The following is a 21,186-nucleotide window of genomic DNA, read 5'->3' on the forward strand; positions in this document are numbered from 1 at the left end:
AGTCCACGATGATGCCGGGGCATCGCCTGCGGAGCGACGGCGGGTCAGCTGTTGTTCTTGGCGTCGAGGGGGATCTCGAACCAGACGGCCTTGCCGTCGGCGGTGGGGCGGGAGCCCCAGCGGGTGGCGAGCTGTTCCACCAGGTACAGGCCCCGGCCGCCCTCGTCGGTGGCGCGTGCCGTGCGCAGCCTGGGCAGCCGGAGGTCGGGGTCGAAGACCTCGACCCAGACCGATGCTGCGCCGCGGCGCAGCCGCATGGTGAATTCGCGTGGCCGGTAGACCGGCGCGAAGTGGGCGCCGAGCGCCAGGCCGGATGCGGGGGTGAGCGCGCCGACGTTCGCACCACCCGACGCGACGTCGGCCAGCGACGACTCCAGCTCCAGGTCGAAGCGGCGCCCGGCCGGGCTCGGGGTCACCGACGCGTGCAGCACCGCGTTCGTCACCACCTCGGAGACGAGCAGCAGGGCCAGGTCGGCCTGGTCGGGATGCATTTTCCAGGCCGCGAAGGTGGTGGTGGCGAGCCGCCGCGCCTCGGAGACCATGATCGGCTCGGCGGGGAAGGACCGCTGGAAGGACGCGAGATCGTCGGGTGAGGAACGGAACACCAGGATTGCCATGTCGTCGTCGATGTCGCCTGGCACGGCGTTCTCCGCGGCCACCGCGAGCGCGTCCGCCGACGGCGCCGCCGCGAGCAGCGCGTCACGCAGCATGGCGACCGCCTCGGCCTCGCTGTAGTGACCGTCGCCGTCATCCCTGGTCCGCCGGTCGGTGAGCCCGTCGGTGTACAGCACGAGTGCGGCGCCGGGCGCCAGGGTTACCGTCTGCTCGCGATAGGTCGGCAGGCCGCGGATACCGCGTCCGCGGACGCCGAGCAGCACGCCCTTGTGCCTGACCTCAAGGGGGCGGATAACGCCGTCGACAGCGAGCAGCGGCGCGGCGTGTCCCGCGTTGGCGAACGTCAGCTCCCTGGACCAGGCGTCGTAGATCAGGTAGATGCAGGAGACGGTCGGCGGGTCGCCTCCCGCGCCCACCGGGGCGGTGGAGCGGACCCACTCATCGAGCTTGCGCATGATGTCGGCGGGCGACTTCTCGTCCTGCGCGTAGGCGCGCAATGCGGCGCGCAGCTGGCCCATGGTCGCCGCGGCCCGCGCACCGCGGCCCTCGACGTCCCCGATCACCAGGCCGACCCGGCCCGCGGCAAGCGGGATGATGTCGTACCAGTCGCCGCCCACCTGGGTCTGAATGCCCTGTCCCTGGGTGGCGAGCGGCTTGGCGGGGACGTAGCGGAACGCCACCTCGAGACCGTCGAGTTCGGGGACGGAGTCGGGGAGCAGCGACTGCTGGAAGGCGAGCGCGGTCCGCCGCTCGGCCTCGAAGAGCATGGCATTGTCGATGGCCACCGCCACCCGGGAGGCGATCGCGCCGATGAGGTCGCCGTCCGAGAGGTCGTAGTGCGGGTCCGGCCGGTCGGTGAGCCTGGACAGGGCGAGCGACATGCCGCCGAGCAGCTCGCCGCGCGCGTACAGCGGAGCGGCGATCACGGACGTCAGCCCGGCCTGGTCGGCGGCCGACATGGACTGCTCGCTCGGCGCCGGGTAGAAGTCTGCCTGGAGATCCGGAACCACGATCGTCTCAAGGCGGGACATGGCCTGCTGCATGAAGTGGCCAGGCGGGTAGTGGATCGCCTCGCCGACCCGCGCCCAGGTGCCCTCGGGCGGCTCCCAGCCCCCGGCGTGCGCCGCCGCGCGCCTGATCAGCTTCTCGCCGCTGAACAGGTCGATGAAGCAGTGGTCGGCGAACCGGGGCACCAGGATCTGGGCGACCTGCCGCAGCGTCGCGTCGAGCTCGAGTGAGCCGGCGAGCCGCTGCCCGATTCGCTCGAGCACCCGGAGCCGGTCTGGCTCGCGCAGCGAGTCCCGCCGCCCCGCCTCGGTGATGACCAGCACGATGCCGTCGATTTCGCCCGACGGGTCGCGCAGCGGCACCGCCACTTCCCTGATAAAGAGCAGGCTGCCATCGCTGCGGTGCCCGGCGAACGAATCCTCCCAGGAAATGCCGCTCAGCACCTGCCTGGTGATCTGGTCGACCCGGCCGGGCTCACCCTCGGGAAGCAGCCCGAGTTCGCCAAGGGGCTTGCCCGTGAACGACACAGTGGCGCCATCGAGACGTAGCAGCTTAGCAACGTAATCGTTTGAGAACACTACGTTGCCGGCCCGGTCCGCCACGATGACGCCGATCTCGGCCTGGCTCAGCACGATCTCTGCCGGCAGGCTCTCATTCCAGCGCGTCATTGTCACGCTCCGGTCACCTGAACAGGTCTCCTGGTTACTCCTTGGATACGAATACGTGTGAGGCTACCTCTGCCGGAAGATCGATGGGCTCCGCCACGTCCGCGCCGTCCGCGCCACACACCCGGACCCCACCTTCCACCGCCGCGAGTGATACCTCGCGTCCGGGTTGTATCCCGGCCCGCTTCAGTTTAAGCATCAGGTCCATATCGCTTTGGAGTTGCTCGGTGATCCGGGTAACCGTGGACCGCACCGGCTCCTTGGCCGTGTGGATGATGTCGACCATCGTGGCGTCTGGTGCGGCGTCCGCGTGCTCCGGCGACGCGGCGAGTTCGTCAAGCCCTGGGATGAGGTTGCCGTGGGGGCAGCGCTCGGGGTGCCCGAGCATTTCGTACAGCCGCCGCTCGACGGATTCGGAGATGACGTGCTCCCAGCGGCACGCCTCGATGTGCACCTCTTCCCACGGCATCTGGATGACGCTGACAAGCAGGCACTCGGCCAGCCGGTGCTTGCGCATCACCCGGGTGGCCAGCGACCGGCCGGCGTCGGTAAGCGCGAGCTGGCGGTCTCCCGCCACGTGGAGGAGACCATCGCGCTCCATCCTGGCGACCGTCTGGCTGACCGTCGGGCCGGATTGGGCAAGCCGCTCCGCGATCCGCGCGCGCAGCGGGACGATCCCTTCCTCTTCAAGTTCGAACACCGTACGGAGGTACATCTCCGTCGTGTCGATAAGCCCATGGGCAGTCACTGAAAAATTCCTCCTGACAGCGATGCTACGCGCTCGCGTCACCACCGTCAGAAACCTAAGAAGACTGTCGAATATGCCTAGGGGGACAGCCTTTCGACCGTCCAGCCGTCACCGGAGCGGCGGCAGCTGAGCCGGTCGTGCAGCCGGTTCGGCCGCGACTGCCAGAACTCGATCCGGTTCGGCACGATGAGGTACCCGCCCCAGAAGTCCGGCATCGGCACCTCGGTGCCCTCCGGCCAGCGCGCGGACAGCTTGGCGACGCGGTCGTCGAGTTCGTCGCGTGACTGGAGCACCGTGGACTGACGCGACGCCCAGGCGCCGATCTGCGACAGCCAGGGCCGCGAGTGGTAGTAGGGCTCGCTTTCCTCCATGGTCAGCTGCCGCACGGACCCCTCCACCGTCACCTGGCGGCCCATGGCGTACCAGGGGAAGAGCGCGCAGCAGCGCGGGTCGGCGGCGAGGTCCCGTCCCTTGCGCGAGGTCCGGTTGGTGTAGAAGGTGAAACCGTCCGCGTCGTGCGCCTTGAGCAGCACGGTCCGCGCGTGCGGCACGTCACCGATGGTTGTCAGCACCATCGCGTTCGGCTCAGGCAGCCCGGCCGCCATTGCCTCATCGAACCAGTGAGCGAACTGCTTCATCGGGGAGCTGTCGAGCATCTCGGGAGTCAACGCCCTGTCCATAACCGTAGATCTTAGGTCCGCGGCCCGGCAGGCCACGCGCTGCCATCGCCTGGGTGAGAAAGCGCGATCCCTGCACGTTCCGCGAAATTCTGCGGTTCTTTACGCGGTAGCAGCCTATCACTGTCGCGCAGAGCGGAGTTTGAATGAAATTCTTCAGCATCTAGAGAGGTAACGATGTCAGACTTCAAGCCGGGCCTCGAGGGCGTCGTCGCCTTCGAGACCGAGATCGCCGAGCCCGACAAAGACGGCGGCTCACTCCGCTATCGCGGCGTGGACATCGAGGAGCTCGTGGGGCACGTGTCCTACGGTCACGTCTGGGGGCTGCTCGTCGACAACGCGTTCGGCCAGAGCCTCCCGTCCCCCGAGGCGGTCGAGCTGCCGGTACGCACCGGCGATGCCCGAGTAGACGCGCAGAGCGGCGTGGCGGCACTCGCCGCGCGGTGGGGCCTGCGCCCGCTTTACGACATCACGCCGGAGCAGGCACGCGAGGACGTCGGCCGCGCAAGCGCGCAGCTGCTGTCGTTCATCGCCCAGTCCGTGCGGGGCACGGATCTGCCGCCCGTTCCGCAGCGCCTCGTGGACGAGGCGACCTCGCCCGCCGAGGCATTCCTCGTCCGCTGGCGCGGCGAGCCGGATCCGCGGCACGTCAAGGCGCTCGACGCGTACTGGGTGAGCGCGGCCGAGCACGGCATGAACGCCTCCACGTTCACCGCCCGGGTAATCGCGTCCACCGGCGCCGACGTGGCCGCCGCCCTCTCCGGCGCGGTCGGCGCGCTGTCCGGTCCGCTGCACGGCGGCGCGCCGGCCCGCGTGCTGCACATGATCGAGGAGGTGGAGCGCACCGGCGACGCGGAAGGCTACGTGAAGGGCGTTCTCGACCGCCACGACCGCCTGATGGGCTTCGGGCACCGGGTCTACCGAGCCGAGGACCCCCGGGCCCGGGTGCTACGGCGCACCGCCAAGGAGCTCGGCGCGCCCAGGTTCGAGGTCGCGCTCGCGCTGGAGAACGCGGCGCTCGCCGAGCTTCGCGCCCGCCGGCCTGATCGCGTGCTCGAGACCAACGTCGAGTTCTGGGCGGCGATCGTGCTCGACTTCGCCGAGGTGCCCGCGGACGTCACCCCGGTCATGTTCACCTGCGCGCGGACGGGGGGGTGGTCCGCGCACATCATGGAGCAGAAGCTGACCGGGCGCCTGGTCCGCCCGTCGGCCAGGTACATCGGCCCGAGTCTCCGCCCGGTGCGAGAAGTGCCAGGCGCAGCCGAGGTTTTGTTTTAACCTCAGCCACCGTGCGGGGACGGCGCGGCTCTTGCGCCGTCCCCGCGGCGGGGCGAACTGGGGGGCTGCGCGGGCCCCCGATGATCGGGGGGTGCAGAGAGGTCGTCTCCCCGCAAAGTAGCTAGGCTGGTTTGGTGACCTCCACCGCTAGCATCATCATTCCCGCCAATATCAAGCCGATAGACGGCCGGTTCGGCAGCGGTCCGTCAAAGGTGCGCTATGAGCAGGCCGCCGCGGTGGCGGCGGCACGTGAGCTGGGCACCTCGCACAGGCAGTCACCGGTCCGGGCACTCGTGCGGCGGATCCGTGACGGTGTCGCTGAGCTCTTCAGACTCCCGAACGGGTACGTGGTGGCCCTGGGCAACGGAGGAACCTCAGCGTTCTTTGACGCGGCGGCGTTCTGCCTGATTCAGGAACGGTCACAGCACCTGTCGTTCGGTGAATTCTCGTCGAAGTTCCTGACGGTGACCGCGCGCGCTCCCTGGCTTAAGGAGCCATCGGTGATCGTCTCGGCGCCAGGCAGCCACCCGCTGCCGGTCGCCGAGGGCGGCGTGGACGCCTACGCGCTTACCCACAACGAGACGTCCACCGGGGTGCGGATGGACATCCGGCGCCCCGCGGGGACGGATGACGATGCCCTCGTCCTCGTCGACGCGACGAGCGGCGCGGGCGCGCTGCCGGTCGACCCGGCCGAGTTCGACGCGTACTACTTCGCACCGCAGAAGGTTTTCGGCGGCGACGGCGGCCTGTGGCTTGCCGCGCTGTCCCCCGCGGCGCTCGCCAGGATCGAGAAGATCGCCGCGAGCGGACGGTACATCCCTGACTTCCTGTCGCTGAAGGCCGCGGTCGATAACTCCGTCAAGGACCAGACGCTGAACACGCCGGCGATAGCCACCCTGGTGCTGCTGGCCGCCCAGCTGGACTGGATGCTCGCGGAAGGCGGCCTTGCCTGGACCCAGGCACGCAGCAACCGTTCTGCCGAAATCCTCTATGACTGGGCCGAGAAGTCGCAGTTCGCGACGCCGTTCGTGACAGACCCCGCGATGCGGTCGCCCGTGGTGGGCACGATCGACTTCACCGGCGGCGTGAGCGCCGACGGGGTCGCCCGGGTGCTGCGGGAGAACGGGATCGTGGACACCGAGTCCTACCGGAAGCTCGGCCGTAACCAGCTGCGGATCGGAATGTTCCCCGCGGTCGACCCCGCGGACGTGGCCGCGCTGACCGGATGCATCGACTTTGTGGTCGAGCGAATGTCTTAGTGGGCGATCGCGCCGATGACGACCACGAGGACGAGCAGTCCGAGAACGGTCGGCATCAGCCAGCGGGGCACCCTGTTCACGAGTTCAGCGTACGTTGCGGTGGTTCCTGGTGAGACTGTTCGTCGCTCTCGCGCCGTCTGAGGCGGCGCTAGACGATCTGGAGGCGGCCTGCGCGCCGCTGCGGGCTGGCGCCGCCGAGTTGCGCTGGACCGGCCGTGAGCTGCGGCACATCACTCTCGCCTTCCTCGGCGAGGTCGGCGAGGACCGGCTGCCCGCGCTGCTGCCGAGGCTCGAGCGTGCGGCGCGGCGGCATCCGGCGTTCGGCCTCAGCATCGCAGGCGGCGGCGCGTTTCCCAGTCCGGCGCGTGCCACCGTGCTGTGGAGCGGTCTCGCGGGCGACAGGAAGGCGCTCGGGGAACTGGCGATGTCGGTCGGCGCGGGCGCACGCCGGGCGGGCGCGGCGCCGCCCGACGAGGGCAGGCGGTACCGGCCGCACGTGACGCTCGGCCGCTGCCGCGTCCCCGCCGACCTGCGGCAGGCCGTAGCGGAGCTGTCTGGTTACGCCGGGCCTGCGTGGACGGCCACGGAGATCCAGCTCATCCGCAGCACGCTCGGCGGTCAGCCGCGATACCAGACCATCGGCGCCTGGCCGCTTAAGACTGGCTTATTTTTTCGAGTATCGGCGCCGCCTGGCGGAGGATCTGGCGTTCCTCGGGGGTGAGTTCCTGCAGGCGCTGCGCCAGCCAGGCCTCGCGAAGGCGACGCACGCGCTGCACCAGGTCCCTGCCGTCCGGTGTCACGGTGAGTATGACCTGCCTGCGGTCGGTCGAATGCGGCTCCCTTAGCACCAGGCCGCGCTCCTCGAGCACGGCGATCACCCGGGTCATCGAGGGGGGCTGGACCTTTTCATGCTCGGCGAGCTCGCCTGGCGTCATCGGGCCCTTGCGCTCAAGTGCCGCGAGGGCGGCGAGCTGAATGTCGGACAGGGCGGTCTCTGGGCCGCCGAGTCCGAGGCGCTCCACGCGGAGACGCCGTGCGAGCCTGCTGACCGAGATCCGCATCGCGGTGGCGAGACCCGGGTCCGTCTGTGTACCTGCCTCAGGCATCCACCAAGTACATCATGCGCGGGCAGGTCAGATAGGCATGGTCGGCTAGCCTTGGGGTGTGAGTCAGAGTCCGCAGGTCGGTCGCGGTCAGCGGCGTCCGCCGCCACCGCCAAGGGAAGCGGACGACCGTAAGGTGACCGCCACCATCACGTTCGGCTGGGCAGTAGCGCTCGCCGTGCTGCTTGCCGTGCGCAGCGAGCTGCCCGCCGATGTCCGCTGGTGGATATGGACGTGCGTCATCGGCGTGCTGATGGGCCTGTTCGGGCTCTGGTACGTGCCGCTACTCAAGCGCAGGCGGGCGCGCATCGCCGAGCGGGCCAGGGCCGCGCAGGAGGCTCAGCTCTCCTCGGGGTACGAGTCGCGGGACAGCGGCTCGAACACCGTTTCCTCGACAGAGACGCCAGGCAAGTCCACGAGGTCGTAGCCGAATTCGTCGATGACCGGGACGGCGGCGTGCACGGCGGCCCCGGTGAGCACGGCCTCGGAATGAGCGCCGCACCCGTGATCGGCCGAGACCACCCGGCCGTCGTCGGGTGCGAACGCGTTGCCGCAGGCGCCGAAGACCCGGCCGAGGCCGCCGCTCAGCGGGACGAAGAAACCGCAGGTCACGCAGTTGGCGGGGGCGGCGTGGGACAGCGGCGTGCGGGGCCCGTGATCGCTCTCGTACCAGCGCTCCGCCGTGTCGTCGCGGCCGAACGAGGACAGCACCCGTGACCGGCCGGGCGCGGGCAGTTCCGACGGTTCGGCCGGCCCCGCCTGCTCGTTCTCTGTGTCGGTCCAGGGCAGGAACCAGTCGGTCACCGCGTCGTCGCCGTCGAGGACGGCGAACGGTACGAGGCGCTCGTCGTCCAGGCTCGCGGGCAGCAGGTCGCCGATTCCGACATCGCCTGGCCGCAGCCGGTCGTGCCAGGGCACCCAGGCGGGCGCCAGCAGCGCGTCCGGGCCCGGAAGCAGGACGCTCTCGTCGACCGTCACCAGCTTGGACCGCGGCGCGCGCGTCACGGTGACCGCCCAGCGCCAGCCGGCGTAGGCGCGGTCCGCGCAGCCGAACAGGTGCATGACGACACGATCGGCGACGGGCTCGACGCCCAGATGCTCGCCGATGGCGTCCGAGGTCACCCCGGCGTCATCGATCAGGGCCTTCCTGGCCACGTCAACAGCGTCGGCGCAGACCTGGTCCGCTTCCTTCGCCCGGTTTCTGATCGTGCTCACGACTGCCAATTATTGCTCCCGTCGCCCGATAGGGCTCGTCGCAGTGCCGCAGACCAAGAATACTGTGAACATGCGGATGTCGGATGCGCTGCGCCGGGCTGGTGATGCCGCCCATGCGACGGGCCAGGCGTTCCGCTCGGGCGGTCAGGCCTCCGGCCAGGCAACCAGGCGGACGGCGCGCTTCGTGCACCGGATCACCGGAGCACAGGGCGCGGACAGAACCGGTCTCGGCACGCTCTTCGAGATGACCGCGGCGAGCGGCGCCGCCGACGCGTTCGTGACCGTGGCGCTGGCGGGCACGATCTTCTTCAGCACGTCCGTGGACCAGGCCCGCGGCCGCGTGGTGCTCTTCCTGATCATCACGATGGCGCCGTTCGCCGTGCTCGCGCCGTTCATCGGCCCCGCGCTGGACCGGATACAGCAGGGCCGCAGGTTCGTGCTCGCAGGCACCATGCTCACCCGCGGCCTGCTCTGCTACGCGATGTCGGCGAACGTGAAGGACTCGGTGACGCTGCTGCCCGCCGCGTTCGGCATCCTGGTGCTGCAGAAGGCGGGCGGCGTGGTCAAGGCCTCGGTCACGCCTCGCCTGCTGCCCGCCAACCTCACGCTTGTCACCGCGAACGCGCGCTCTGGTCTCATTTCGATCGCCACGTCCACGGCGGCAGCGGTCCTCGCCGCCGGGGTGCAGTTCGCGGGCGGCGCCGCCTGGACGCTGCGTGTCGGCACGCTGATCTACCTGGCCGCCATGGTGCTCGCGCTCCGCCTTCCCGAGCAGATCGACGTCCCGGCCGCGGAACGCGCGCCGGCGCCCGCGCCCGAGCAGGGGCGGGGCCCAGGTCGCGAGCCCCAGCCGGGGACACCGACGCGGCCGGACATGCCGCGGCCCACGCTACCCCTGGAGGCCGGGGAGAAGCCGGACGCGGGCCGGGGGCACCACGGCGGGCGCTGGCGGACCCTCGCCAACGTCGGGCCCATCGTCGCCGAGGCGATGACGGTCAACGCGGTGCTGCGCGCCTATTCCGGCTACATCCTGTTCCTGCTCGCGTTCCTGCTGCGCAGCGTGAACCTCGGTACGGTCTTCGGCCATGAGGTCTCGCACAACTTCGCGCTCGGCGCGCTCGCGCTCGGCCTGTCGGTCGGCAGCCTCGCCTCGATGATCCTCGGCTCCTTCTTCCGCGGCCGGGCGCCGCAGCTGATCATGTTCAGCGTGCTCGCCATCGCCCCGGTGGTGACGGCGTTGTGCGCGTGGCAATTCGGCCTGTGGGCGGCCGTCATCGTCGAGGCCACCGCGATCTTCTGCGCCAGCCTCGCCAAGCTCGGGCAGGACTCGATCGTCGGCCGCGAGATCGGCGATGAGATCAGGTCCTCGACGTTCGCGGTCTCCGAAACGCTGAACCAGGTCGCCAACGTGGCAGGCGGACTGGCGGGCGTGCTCGTGTCGATGCTGAACAACGGGCAGGTCGGCCTGAGCATCGCCGCAGGCGGCCTGCTCGTCGCGCTTGTGCTGCTCGTGCTGCGCCGCAGGCAGCGGGTCGTGGCAACCGAGCACCGGATGCCGCCCGCGCAGGCCGCGAGCACCCGCTAGGTTGCGTTTGCTGAGCGCCCGATGGCACAAACCGCCATCGTATCGGGCGCTCTGCAAACGCCTATCTCCCGGGGGGACGACCCCCCGTACCCCCCGAGGCCGGCCTGGCGGCCGGGTATTGAGTCGCGTGCCCGACGGGGAAACCGCCCTTATGCCTCCCGGACCCTGATTCCGGCCGGTCAGGTGGCTCGGAGGGCCTCCGCTGGGGGCAGCCGTGCCGCCTTGACGGCGGGATATGCGCCGGCCAGGGCGCCCGCCACGAGGGCGATCCCGAGCCCGCCCGCCACGGCGACCGCGGGAACCACCACCGGCTGGCCCGCCGAGATCGCGTAGCCGGCCGTCGCGGCCGCACCGAGCAGCACCCCGATGGCCCCGCCGAGCAGCGAGAGCAGCAGAGCCTCGGCGAGGAACTGCGCCGCGACGTGCCAGCGGGCGGCGCCGAGCGCGCGGCGCAGCCCGATCTCGCCGCGCCGCTCGAGCACGGAGATCACCATGATGTTGGCGATGCCGATCGCGCCCACCGCGGCGGCGATCCCGCCGAGGCCGAGGAACAGCCCGGTGAGCGCGGTGCCCGCGGCGGCCCGTGCGGCAAGGATGCTCGACGGCGTGCTCACCTGCACGCCCTCGGGCTGCGCGGGGTTGGCGGTGAACGGGAGCACGCTGGTCACCGCCTGCACTTGATCCGGCAGCGCCCGCAGGTACAGCTCGGTCGGGTGCCCGCCAAGGCCGAGCAGCCGGTGCGCGACGGGAAACCCGACGAGCGCGGCCTCGTCGATCTCCGGGGCGAGCGGCACCGGTGAAAGGATGCCGATCACGGTGAAGTACAGGCCGCCCAGGTACACCTGGGTATCCGGAGCTACCTGGTCGATGCCGAGGGTCCTGGCGGCGACCGCGCCGAGCACGACCGCCGGGTAGCGCTGGGTGGCCGCGTTCAGGAAGGCCCCGTGCGACACGGCGCCGCCAAGCGTGCCGAGCAGGCCGGGCTGCGCGGCGAGCACCGAGATGCCGCCGGTGTCGATGGCGGGCACCATGCTGGTGCGCCGGACCGTCACGGCCGGCACGTAACCCACCGCGGTCACCGACTCGACCGGCGGGATCCGCGCGATCATCGGCTGGGCGGTCAGCGGCAGCGGGGCGGGCGACCCGTCGAAGCCGCTGCCCGCGGACACGGTGAGCAGGTTGGCCTCGGCCCCGAGCTGGCTGAGCAGGTTCGCCTTCGATGAGGCGGAGATGCCGAGCACCGCGACACCCGCGGCTATCCCGATGGCGATGCCGAGCGCGGAAAGCGCCGCCCGCAGCCTGCGCGCCCGCAGGCCGAGCAGGCCGCCGCTTATCAGGTCCGCGGCCCGCAGCCGCGGCCTTTTCGCGGTCACCGTGGCGCTCCGTCGTCAGACACGATCCTGCCGTCCCGCATGAGCACGTGCCGGTCCATCGCGGCGGCGACCGCCTGGTCATGGGTCACCACGACGACCGCGGTCCCGTCGTCGGCGAGGCCGGCGAGCAGCGCGACGATGGTCGAGCCCGCCGCGGAGTCGAGGTTCCCTGTGGGCTCGTCGGCGAACACCACGTCTGGCTTGCCGATCACGGCCCGGGCGATCGCCACCCGCTGGCGTTCGCCGCCGGACAGCTGGGCGGGACGGTGGCCGAGCCTGTCGCCGAGCCCGACCCGGTCGAGCGCGGCCACGGCCGCGGCTCGCCGCTGCCTGGCGGGCGTGCCGTGGTAGAGCAGGCCGAGCGCCACATTCTGCACCGCGTCCAGGTGGTCGAGCAGGTGGAACTGCTGGAAGACGAAGCCCAGACGGTGGGCGCGCAGCCGCGACACGGCCGCGTCGGAAAGGCCGGAGACCTCCTCGCCGCCGATCCGCACGCTGCCCCGCGACGGTCGTTCCAGCGTGCCCGCGACGTGCAGCAGCGTGGTCTTGCCCGAGCCGGACGGTCCGACGATTGCGGTCCGCTCGCCGGACCTGAGTGCGAGCGTCACGTCGGCGAGCGCCCGCACCGGGGTCGCGCCCGGGTAGGTCTTGCCGACACCGGTGACGGTGAGCAACTCGGTCACTGGGCCGGCACCTCCACCCGCTGGCCCGCGGCGATGCCCGCGCCCGAGACCTGCACCAGGGTGGACGAGAACAGGCCGGTCCGCACCGCGACCAGCTGCCTGGCGGCGGCGGCGCCCGTTCCGTGCACTACCTCGACCGCGTAGCCGCCGCCGGCCAGCGCGACGAGCGCGCTCACCGGGACGGCGAGCACGTCATTCACGTGCGCCGCGACGATGCTGACCGACACCGGCGCCTGGTCGAAGTCTCCGGCCGCCAGCGGGCGGTTCAGCCGGACGGTCATCGCGACCGATTCCTGACTGCCGCCCCCGCTCTGCCCCGGCTGGGCGCTGGGATCCTGTCCGCCGGCGGCTGTCCCCGCCGTGGCGACGGATGAGACCGCGGTGACGGTACCCGGGATGGTCGTCACGCCGTCAGGCAACGTCACGGTCACTTCCTCACCGCGCCGCACCAAGTACTCCTGTGCGACCGGGAGCTGCGCGGTGACGACGGGAGCGGTCGACGTCGCGGTCAGCACCTGCGCGCCCGGCTGCGGCGGCGAGCCGAGGCCCGGGGCCACGCTGGTGACCCGGAGCGCGCCTGGTGCGAAGACGACCTGGCCGAGCGGCACGGTTCCGGTGGCCGGCAGGCCGGCCGCCTCCTGCCAGAGTTCGACCGCGTATGCGGTCGCTGCTGTGTAGTAGTCGCTGACCGTGAGGTACTTGCCGAAGCCGAGCGCGATCACGTTCCTGTCGAGCTGGGCCACGTCGGGCCCGGGTAGCACCCACTCCGACAGCGACCGCCATGCCGGCCGTGAGCCGTAGAACAGCGTGACGGGTGTGCCGTCGACCTCATACAGCCGGTCTCCCCGGTGCACGATCGCCCCGGTGGCGGGCAGCGCCGTGTAGGCGGTTCCCGCCGCCTGGTTGACGACTCCGTAGGACCCGCGGTAACCGAGTGCCCCCGCGACCTGGACCGTGTTGGTGAGGTCCGTTCTGACCACCGGGGCGGTCCTGGTAGCGATGCCCGGCGTGGCGGCGGCCTGCTGCCGCGGGTACAGCGCGTAGCCGCCGATGAGGGCCGCCGCGGTGGCGCCCGCGGCGAGCAGCGGCACGCCCGCCGCGGCGGCCAGGCGGCGGCGCGGTTCGCGGTCAGCCGTCATTGCTCAGGCTCCCCAGCGTCGACGCCTGGATCTCCGCGGTTACCTGCGCGACGCATGCCTGAATGGCGTGCTGCCAGACGGGGTTTTGCTTGCCGCCGGCCGGCCCCTCGCTCGCGGACACGCCGAACCCGTGACCGGGCGTGTACTGGGACCGCGCTGTGGGGTCGGTGACCTTCGGCAGGCCGTGCGCCCGCAGGCACTCGGCTGCCCTGACGCCGGCCTGCACGAGCTGCGGCGGGGCGGGCGGCTCGTCCATCGGACTCAGGCCCGCGGTCGCGATAAGCGCCGCGCAGGCGTGCCGTACGGCGTCTAGTACCGACTGCGAGGCATTCTGGAAACTGCGGCTGTCGCTGTAGACCTGACCGCTCGGGGTGAGTACCGGATCGGCGTAGCCGGGAATGCCATGCTGGCGGATGCACTGGGCTGCCGCATGCAGCGCGCTGGCCCGGGCGCCGCCCGCCGTGCCGGCAGTGGCCTGGCCTCCGGGTGCGCTCTGGCTGAGGCTTGGCACGGCCGGCGGCGCGGAGCCCGAGCCGCCGCAGGCGGTCACGGGCGCCGCGATGGCCGCCGCCAGCGCCGCGGCCAGGCCGGCCGCCCGTGGCCGCAGTCGGATCCTGTTCATGGAAATTCCCTTCGCGCCTGGCCGGCCCGCTGCGAGCCGGCGGGCACAGTTCTACGGGGCGCGCGGTAACAGCTGCCCAACACGAATTGGGCGCTGCCACCTGCCGGTGTTATGCCGATGTCATGCCGGCCAGGGCACCATGGGGGGGTGCGCGTGCTAGTGGTTGAGGATCAGCGGGTGCTCGCCGACCGGATCGCGGAAGGCCTGCGCGATCAGGGCATGGCGGTCGACGTCGCCTACGACGGCGCGACCGCGATGGAGCTCACGGCGGTCACCGGCTTCGACGTGATCGTGCTCGACCGGGATCTGCCCCGGGTGCACGGCGACGCGGTATGCGCGGCGCTTGTGGCCGGGCCGACCGTCACGCGGATTCTCATGCTCACCGCGGCCGCCGGGGTCGAGGACCGGGTCGACGGGCTCAACCTCGGTGCCGATGACTATCTGGGGAAGCCGTTTGCGTTCACCGAGCTGGTGGCGCGGGTCCGCGCCCTGGCCAGGCGGGCGCCGTCCGCGCCGCCGGTAGCGGTGATTGGCGACCTGGTCGTCGACCGGGCCAGGCGGCGGGTTACCCGGTCGGGACGGCCGGTAGTGCTTACCCGCAAGGAGTTCGGCGTGCTTGAAACGCTCGTCGCCGCGGACGGTGGCGTGGTCAGCGCCGAGGATCTGCTCGACCACGTCTGGGACGTCAATGCCGACCCGTTCAGCAACACGGTCTCTGTGACGGTCTCCCGGCTGCGGAAGAAACTGGGCAGCCCGCCGCTGATAGAAACCCTCGTCGGCACCGGATACCGGCTGCGCGGCCTGCCAGCGGAACCTGGCCGACGATGAGGACACCAGGCGTGCTCAGCCGCCGGCCAGTGCGGCTGCGCCTGACGCTGCTCTATAGCGGCCTTTTCCTGCTCGCGGGGGCGGCGCTGCTCATAGTGACCTACGGCCTTGTCGCGAACACCCTGCGGTCGACCGTGCCACAGGACCAGATCACCGCGATCACAAAGTCGTCCGGGTCGATGGACAACTGCAAGGCGAGCGCGACCACACCTGCCCAGGCAGAGGTATGCAAGCAGGAGGCGATGGCGGCCGCGCAGGGCATCGCCAACGCGACGGCGCAGGAGCAGCGCGCCGAGGCGCTCAGCCACCTGCTTGACGTCTCAGTCGCCGGGCTGGCCGCGATGGCGCTGGTCTCTGCCGTGGGCGGCTGGATCATGGCCGGGCGGGTGCTGCGGCCAGTGCACGCGATCACCGCGGCGGCGCGCCGTGCGTCCGAGGAGAACCTGGGTGAGCGGATCGCGCTGGCCGGACCGGAAGACGAGCTCAAGGAGCTCGCTGACACGTTCGACGCGATGCTTGCCAGGCTCGACGCGGCGTTCGCCAGTCAGCGCAGGTTCGTCGCGAACGCCTCGCACGAGCTGCGCACGCCGCTGACCGTGATGCGCACCGCCATCGACGTGACACTGGCCAAGAAGGAACGGACCCCCGCGCAGCTTGAGGCGATGGCCGCCGAGGTTCGGCAGGCGACCGGCCAGGCCGAGCGGCTGGTCGAGGCGCTGCTCACGCTGGCGCGCAGCGACCGCGGCACAGGACCGCGGTCAGTCCTCGACCTGGCCGTGCTTGCCGAGGACGCGCTTGACGCGGCGGTGCCGGCGGCCAGGGCGGGCTCGCTGCGGATCACGTCCGAGCTAAACCCTGGACTAGCGCTCGGTGACCCGGTGCTCGCCGAACGGCTGGTGTGCAACCTGATCGACAACGCGGTGCGGCACAACGTCCCTGGCGGGTGGCTCGAGGTTGCCAGCGGCGGCCGCGACGGCCTCGCGTTTCTCACGGTTGCCAACAGCGGGCCGGTCGTCGGCGAGCCGGAGGTAAGCGCCCTGTTCGAGCCCTTCTACCGAGGGTGCCAGCACGGGGGACCTGACGCTCCGGAAGGCAGCGGGCTCGGGCTGTCCATCGTCCAGTCAGTGGTCAGGGCACATCGCGGCGACATCGCCGCCACCCCGCTCCCGGGCGGCGGCTTGGCCGTCACCGTGCGCCTGCCTGGCGGCTGAAGGGCCTATGCGCTGGCGGGGCGGGTGGGCCGGCTGGCGCCGCGCTCTTCCGGCGCGATGTCGTCGGCGACGGCGCGCAGCAAGTCGGCGATCGGCTTGGCTTCCTTCGGCTCCGGGTGCTTGCCGCGCCGGTAGGCGTCGGAGATCCCGTCGAGCAGCTTCATGAGGTCCTCGATGATCGGGATCATCTCGTCGGGCTTCTTCCTGGCGTGCTTCGCGACGGCGGCCGTTACGTTGGGCAGCGCCTCGAGAAGGCGCACCTGGAGCGCCTGCGCGCCCTTGCGCCCCTCCGCGATGCCGAACTCGACGCGCTGTCCCTTGGCCAGGGCGGTCGTCCCGGCCGGCAGCGCGGACGAATGCACGAAAACCTCGCCCCCGTCATCGCGGGCGAGGAAGCCGAACCCCTTTTCGGCGTCATACCACTTGACCTTGCCGGTAGGCACGAGCAAGACCTCACGTCGATAGAAACTGACACCCGGCAGGCCGACGATGGCAGGCCAGATGTAATGGCGGGTTCTAGGCTATCGGTACCGCGAGGGTATTGGCAGCACGGTTATTTCGCCCTGAGCGCAGTCTCGCCAGCCCTCGGCCTCGCCACCGTCTCTTCGCCGTGACGGTCTTGGCGGGGAGGGGTCACGACCTCGCACGTTCGGATGGTGCTGGGACGGGATCGCGTGCGAGGCCGTGAGTCCATTGGCAGATCCTGGCAAACCCCCCGGTTCGCCGGTCGCACTACCGCTATACCCGGGGTGTATGCGTGAAAACCTACGGTGACGAAGCGTCTAGTGTTGCGATACGTGGCCGCTCGCGCCGTAGGCGATGGCCAGGACGACGACCACCGCAATGACGATCCACAGCCAGTGCCTTCCGGTCACCGGGAGCTTCATCTTCTGACGGCCTCTGGTCACCACCCAGGCGACGCCCAAGCCGATGAGGACCAGCAGGACGATTCCGCTCACCAGTCTGCCTTCCGCGTCGGCGGGCCGCCACCGCTGGCCCGCCACCGAAATTCGCTCCCTTGCGAGACTACGCTACGAGGTTCGTTTCGTCTCCGTCCGCCATCTCAGCGCTGCTATGCGTGGCGCATCCACAGGTTGGTCTCAACGTAGCTTCCCTGGTCACGCTCCGCGTCCATCTCCACCAGGTCGAGCGCGCCGGGCACCACGTACGTGCCGGTCTGCGGGAAAGCCATCCCCGTCCAGTCTTGCCACTCGGCGACGGTGCCCGTCACGATCATCGACCGGGGAGCGGGGCCGAGAATCCCGGCGCCGAGCCGCTGGTGGGTGCGGATCCACGGGTCGATGTGCAGCCCGTCGGGCCGGGCCCACCTGGCGAAGTCCGCCATCGGGGTCAGTGGGTAGCGGCTCTTGAGCGTCGGCCTGACCGGCACCACGACCCGGCGCAGCCCGGCCTCGGCCGCCCGGTCGCGCAGCGCGGTGATGACCTGGCCGGCCAGTCCGGCGCGCTGGCGGCCGGGGTCCACCGCCACGGCCATGACGCACAGCGTGTCCGGCGCCTCCCCGGCGTGCTGCCCTGCTAGCGCGCTCGCGAGCGCGCCGTCGTAGCCGTCGGGCAGTTCGCCTGCCTCGCCGCTCCACCGCAACGGCACCGCCCAGCCGCCGGCGGTGACGGCGCCGTCTTCCAGCAGGCGCACGTCGAACTGGGGAAAGAGCTGCCAGGCGCGGCCCATGAGCTCCGGGGCGCACCGGTCGTGGAGTATGAATTCCGGCCAGTCGGCGAGCAGTGCCTCGTCGCTCTGCGCTGCCAGGTCAGGCCGGTCCGAGGTGGTGATGATCCGCTGCTCCATGGGTGTCCCTCTGGTCAGTGCCGCGGCGCGGGAACGGGCGCGGATGCGGTGAATCCGTTGCGGGCCAGTTCCTCGGCCTCGGTTAGCGGCATCGGCATCGCGAGCAGGAACCCCTGCCCGTAGTGACAGTCCATCGAGGAGAGCAGGTCTCGCTGTACCTCCGTTTCGATTCCCTCGGCGATCACGTCCAGGCTGAGGGTGCGCGCTATCTGCACGATGCCCTCCGCAAGGGCCAGGCGCTGGTCGGAATCGGCGATTCCCTCGACGAAGGACTTGTCCATCTTCACCACGTCGATCGGCAGGTCCCTCAGATAGCTGAGCGAGCTGTACCCGGTGCCGAAGTCGTCGATGGCGAGCTTGACCCCAATGCCCTTCAGCTCCGCCAGTTCCGAGTGCAGCCGCTCGTCCCTGCGCAGCAGGGCGCTTTCCGTGAGCTCCAGCATGATGGCCTGCGGTTCGAGGCCGGATGCGGCGATGGCCTGGCGGACGGTGCCGGCGAACCTGGTGTCGGCGAACTGGCGCGCCGACACGTTCACGCTGACCCAGAGGTCACGGTTCCCCGCGGGCCGGTCCTCGGTCAGCGGCCCGGGTTCAGTGGCGGCATGACGCGTCCCTGGTGGAGCCGCCGCCTGGCGCAGCCGGACGATGTCGGTGGTGGCCCGCCGCAGCACCCAGGCGCCGATGGCGATGATCTGCCCGGTCTCCTCGGCCAGGGTGATGAACTGGCCGGGGTGCATCATGCCCCACTCGGGGTGCGGCCAGCGGATGAGCGCCTCGAAGCCGGCCAGGTCTCCCGTGTCGAGTGCCACGATCGGCTGGTAGACCAGGGAGAAGGCGGAAGTCGCGAGCGCCTCTTCTAGCGCCTCCTGGATTTCCCGCCGCCGCATCAGGCCGGCGCTGAGCACCGGCTGGTAGAGCCGCCACTGCCGCTTGCCCGCGGCCTTGGCCGCGTAGAGCGCCAGGTCCGCGTGCCTGAGCAGCTCGTCGGTGTCCGTGCTGTCCACGGTGGTGGCGACGCCGACGGTGACGGGGGTGGTGATCAGCCCCGCGGAGAGCGTGAATGGCTCGCGGAACGCGTCGACGATGCGATCCGCGGTTTCTTCGACGGCCGCGATGCTCTCCGCGTTGCCGATGAGCACCGCGAACTCGTCACCGCCGAGGCGGGCCGCGGTGTCCGATTCGCGGACGAGTGCGGCCAGGCGGCTTGCGGCGGCCACGAGCAGCTCGTCGCCGACGCTGTGTCCCTTGGTGTCGTTTACGACCTTGAAGTCGTCAAGGTCGACGAAAAGAACGCCGGTGACCATCCCGGTGCGCTTGGAGCTGGCGACCTGCTGCGCTATTCGGTCCTGGAAGAGCAGCCGGTTGGGCAGCCCGGTCAGGGCGTCGTGGAAGGCCCGGTGCTTCAGCTCCTGCTCGAGCTGGTGCTGGCCGGTCACGTCCCTGAGTGTGAAGACAAGGCCGGCCACGCTGGGCTCGGCGCGCAGGTCACTGCACCTGGCCTGGATGTGCACGATCCTGCCGTCGAGCCGGGTGATCCGCTCCTCCACGACCCGCGGGCCGGACCGTGCCCGTTCGCGCAGCCGCATGAACGTGCGGGCGAGATCGTCGCGGTCTTCGTTCGCCACAAGATCCCAGAAGCGCCTGCCAACCGCGGCGACCTCACCGAAGATCGCGGCGGTCGACGGCGTCGCGTACTTGACGGTGCCGTGGTCGTCGACGATCACGATGGCGTCCGAGGCGTCCTGCACCAGGGCGCGGAAATAGGCCTCGTTGCGCTGACGGATGGCCTCCTGGCGGAGCAGGACGCTCCGCAACGTCAGCGCGACCTGGTGTGCCAGGATCTCGAGCGTCCCTGACAAGTCAGCCAGGACGCGCCGGGCACCGAACACCGCTATCAGGCCGGTCGGCGTGTCTCCAGACGGCCTGTCCTGCAGCGTCAGCGGGCAGAGCAGCATGGCGTCGGCGCCGGGGCGGGCCGTCCTGGCCTGCTCGGGCAGCAGGTTCATCGGCGTGAGGATCGGCGCCGTCCCCTTCACCAGCGGCAGCCAGGTCTCGGCGAGCCGCCCGAGCTGACGGCTCCGCGCCTGATCGCTGCCGCTGTTCACGGCGAGCAGCGTGCCGTCGATCCGGACTCCGAGCAGTGCGTCGCCCTGTGACTGGCCGTGCAGCAGGGCGTCAACCGCGCTGCGCACGGCCACGGCGACCTGCGATACGTCCGCGGTGGTCACCAGGGACAGGCTTGCCTGCCGCAGCGCCCTCTCCCTGTCGAGCGCACGGCGGTGCGACGCGGCCGCGTCCCACAGCCGGGTCAGCACGAGCAGGTAAAGCACCGCGGAGAAGACCGCGATCACCTCGACCTCTTCCCCCGAGGTCTCTGTGACGGTGAGCAGCACAATCGGTGCGATCAGCGAGGCGAGCATCAGCAGGGCGAGCCGGACGGGCGAGACCTCGACCTGCTGCCTTGGCACCGGGTCGGTCAGCCGTGTCATGCTCGGGTGCAGCGCCGCGGCGCCCCACGCGGTGTAGAACAGGGCCCAGCCGAGGTCGACGATGGTCCCGTTACGGAAAGTGCCGTGCAGCTGCATCGCGGTGAACGCGGTGTCGGACGCCAGGCAGGCGACGGCGCCTACGGTGAGCAGCTGAACGGACCGGGCCCGTCCGGTCCCCGGCGCGAGCAGCCTCGTAAGCAGGGCGAGCATCAGCACATCGCCGAGCGGGTAGGCGATCGCCACGGTCTTCTGCAGCCCGGTCAGAGTCTGGTCGTTGACGTAGGGCCGGATCAGGAAGGTCCACGACAGCAGCCCAAGGCCGGCGGTGAGCGTCAGCGCGTCGATGAGGCTGCGCAGATCGCCGTCCGGGGTGCGCCACTTGATGAAGATCAGCAGCCCGGCCGCGTACAGGGGGTAGCAGGACAGGTAGAGCACGTCGGCGAACGACGGGAAGGGCAGCGCCACCTGGAGTTGCTTCGCGATCAGGAAGGTGAGCTGGCCGGCCGCGAAGCAGCTGAGCGCGGCGGCGAGCAGGATCCACGGCGCCTTCCTCGCAGGCCGGTTGACCACCAGGCCTGTGATGATGGCGGCCACTCCGCTGAGGCTGATCAGCCCCCAGGCAACGATGCGCGGGCCGCCGCCGAGGCTGTAGTAAATCCCGATGAGCAGTGCGACCAAGACGGCGTAGCCGCTGAGAACATATCTGTGCTCCACGGCAATCCTCCTGTGCTCGCCTGATTTGCTGAGTAAATTTCAGATCTCTCGTAAACGCACTGTACCCACCTTCTGTACCCCCTCTACCTGCATCTCTGTGCAATTTGCGATGAATTTAGGCAATTGATAGAAGTGTCGCCAAGGAATGCTGCGGGCAGGAACTGAAG

20 protein-coding genes are annotated in these 21,186 nt (G+C 70.5%); 7 read left to right on the plus strand and 13 right to left on the minus strand.

What is annotated here, in order from left to right; genetic code table 11:
• Window positions 1-44: 44 nt before the first annotated feature.
• The 3 genes from EAS64_RS15135 to pdxH all read right to left on the minus strand — a co-directional run bounded on the left by EAS64_RS15135 (window position 45) and on the right by pdxH (window position 3,752).
• Window positions 45-2,291: an ATP-binding SpoIIE family protein phosphatase gene (locus EAS64_RS15135; RefSeq protein ID WP_145853665.1), complete on the minus strand. Its 2,247-nt coding sequence runs from the start codon at window positions 2,289-2,291 to the stop codon at window positions 45-47.
• Between the two features lie 34 nt (window positions 2,292-2,325).
• Complete coding sequence (locus EAS64_RS15140; RefSeq protein ID WP_145853666.1) at window positions 2,326-3,036, minus strand: iron-dependent transcriptional repressor DtxR; 711 nt, start codon at window positions 3,034-3,036, stop codon at window positions 2,326-2,328.
• Window positions 3,037-3,113: 77 nt separating this feature from the next.
• Window positions 3,114-3,752, minus strand: coding sequence for a pyridoxamine 5'-phosphate oxidase (gene pdxH, locus EAS64_RS15145; protein WP_281283268.1), 639 nt, complete (start codon window positions 3,750-3,752; stop codon window positions 3,114-3,116).
• Between the two features lie 138 nt (window positions 3,753-3,890).
• Between pdxH and EAS64_RS15150 the strand changes: the two genes are divergently transcribed.
• From EAS64_RS15150 to thpR, 3 genes are all read left to right on the plus strand, one after another.
• Window positions 3,891-4,991 (plus strand): citrate synthase 2, encoded by a 1,101-nt coding sequence (locus EAS64_RS15150; protein WP_145853668.1) that lies wholly within the window; start codon window positions 3,891-3,893, stop codon window positions 4,989-4,991.
• Window positions 4,992-5,125: 134 nt separating this feature from the next.
• Window positions 5,126-6,250, plus strand: a complete 1,125-nt coding sequence (gene serC / locus EAS64_RS15155) for a phosphoserine transaminase (protein ID WP_145853669.1) — start codon at window positions 5,126-5,128, stop codon at window positions 6,248-6,250.
• A gap of 109 nt (window positions 6,251-6,359) precedes the next feature.
• The gene (thpR, locus tag EAS64_RS15160; RefSeq protein WP_145853670.1) at window positions 6,360-6,971 is read left to right on the plus strand and encodes an RNA 2',3'-cyclic phosphodiesterase; all 612 of its coding nucleotides are present in this window, start codon (window positions 6,360-6,362) and stop codon (window positions 6,969-6,971) included.
• Here the strand turns inward: thpR and EAS64_RS15165 are convergent.
• The gene (locus EAS64_RS15165) at window positions 6,904-7,356 is read right to left on the minus strand and encodes a MarR family winged helix-turn-helix transcriptional regulator (RefSeq protein ID WP_246115701.1); all 453 of its coding nucleotides are present in this window, start codon (window positions 7,354-7,356) and stop codon (window positions 6,904-6,906) included. The genes thpR and EAS64_RS15165 overlap by 68 nt on opposite strands.
• Window positions 7,357-7,414: 58 nt before the next feature.
• On the opposite strand from EAS64_RS15165, the gene EAS64_RS15170 reads away from it, so the two are divergent.
• The gene (locus EAS64_RS15170) at window positions 7,415-7,780 is read left to right on the plus strand and encodes a DUF2530 domain-containing protein (RefSeq protein WP_145853671.1); all 366 of its coding nucleotides are present in this window, start codon (window positions 7,415-7,417) and stop codon (window positions 7,778-7,780) included.
• Here EAS64_RS15170 and EAS64_RS15175 read toward each other — a convergent pair.
• Window positions 7,693-8,568, minus strand: a complete 876-nt coding sequence (locus tag EAS64_RS15175; RefSeq protein WP_187365944.1) for a DUF3027 domain-containing protein — start codon at window positions 8,566-8,568, stop codon at window positions 7,693-7,695. The genes EAS64_RS15170 and EAS64_RS15175 overlap by 88 nt on opposite strands.
• A gap of 70 nt (window positions 8,569-8,638) precedes the next feature.
• Between EAS64_RS15175 and EAS64_RS15180 the strand changes: the two genes are divergently transcribed.
• Entirely contained in the window at window positions 8,639-10,153 is a 1,515-nt protein-coding gene (locus tag EAS64_RS15180) for an MFS transporter (RefSeq protein ID WP_145853673.1), read from the plus strand.
• A 179-nt stretch (window positions 10,154-10,332) separates the two neighbouring features.
• Here the strand turns inward: EAS64_RS15180 and EAS64_RS15185 are convergent, their stop codons facing one another.
• From EAS64_RS15185 to EAS64_RS15200, 4 genes are read right to left on the minus strand one after another with little or no spacing between them, the layout of a single operon-like run.
• The gene (locus EAS64_RS15185; RefSeq protein WP_246115703.1) at window positions 10,333-11,526 is read right to left on the minus strand and encodes an ABC transporter permease; all 1,194 of its coding nucleotides are present in this window, start codon (window positions 11,524-11,526) and stop codon (window positions 10,333-10,335) included.
• On the minus strand, window positions 11,523-12,209 hold the full coding sequence (locus EAS64_RS15190) for an ABC transporter ATP-binding protein (protein WP_145853674.1): 687 nt from the start codon (window positions 12,207-12,209) through the stop codon (window positions 11,523-11,525). Before EAS64_RS15190 ends, EAS64_RS15185 begins: the two co-directional genes overlap by 4 nt.
• A complete protein-coding gene (locus EAS64_RS15195; RefSeq protein ID WP_145853675.1) occupies window positions 12,206-13,348 on the minus strand; it encodes a peptidoglycan-binding protein in 1,143 nt (380 codons plus the stop codon). Before EAS64_RS15195 ends, EAS64_RS15190 begins: the two co-directional genes overlap by 4 nt.
• Window positions 13,338-13,970, minus strand: a complete 633-nt coding sequence (locus EAS64_RS15200; RefSeq protein WP_145853676.1) for a hypothetical protein — start codon at window positions 13,968-13,970, stop codon at window positions 13,338-13,340. The genes EAS64_RS15195 and EAS64_RS15200 overlap by 11 nt, the downstream gene beginning before the upstream one ends.
• A 147-nt stretch (window positions 13,971-14,117) precedes the next feature.
• Here EAS64_RS15200 and EAS64_RS15205 point away from each other — a divergent pair, with 147 nt between their 5' ends.
• Window positions 14,118-14,798: a response regulator transcription factor gene (locus tag EAS64_RS15205; RefSeq protein WP_145853677.1), complete on the plus strand. Its 681-nt coding sequence runs from the start codon at window positions 14,118-14,120 to the stop codon at window positions 14,796-14,798.
• Window positions 14,795-16,009: a sensor histidine kinase gene (locus EAS64_RS15210; protein WP_145853678.1), complete on the plus strand. Its 1,215-nt coding sequence runs from the start codon at window positions 14,795-14,797 to the stop codon at window positions 16,007-16,009. Before EAS64_RS15205 ends, EAS64_RS15210 begins: the two co-directional genes overlap by 4 nt.
• Before the next feature lie 5 nt (window positions 16,010-16,014).
• Here EAS64_RS15210 and EAS64_RS46735 read toward each other — a convergent pair whose 3' ends face one another.
• The 4 genes from EAS64_RS46735 to EAS64_RS15225 form a co-directional block, all read right to left on the minus strand.
• Entirely contained in the window at window positions 16,015-16,452 is a 438-nt protein-coding gene (locus EAS64_RS46735) for a cold-shock protein (protein ID WP_145853679.1), read from the minus strand.
• A 339-nt stretch (window positions 16,453-16,791) separates the two neighbouring features.
• Window positions 16,792-16,968, minus strand: a complete 177-nt coding sequence (locus tag EAS64_RS43585) for a hypothetical protein (protein ID WP_187365945.1) — start codon at window positions 16,966-16,968, stop codon at window positions 16,792-16,794.
• 113 nt (window positions 16,969-17,081) lie between these two features.
• Window positions 17,082-17,816, minus strand: a complete 735-nt coding sequence (locus tag EAS64_RS15220) for a GNAT family N-acetyltransferase (protein WP_145853680.1) — start codon at window positions 17,814-17,816, stop codon at window positions 17,082-17,084.
• Between the two features lie 14 nt (window positions 17,817-17,830).
• The gene (locus EAS64_RS15225) at window positions 17,831-21,019 is read right to left on the minus strand and encodes a putative bifunctional diguanylate cyclase/phosphodiesterase (protein WP_145853681.1); all 3,189 of its coding nucleotides are present in this window, start codon (window positions 21,017-21,019) and stop codon (window positions 17,831-17,833) included.
• Window positions 21,020-21,186: the final 167 nt, after the last annotated feature.

Origin of the sequence: Trebonia kvetii (genome assembly GCF_007827045.1) — a bacterium.
Taxonomy (GTDB): domain Bacteria; phylum Actinomycetota; class Actinomycetes; order Streptosporangiales; family Streptosporangiaceae; genus Trebonia; species Trebonia kvetii.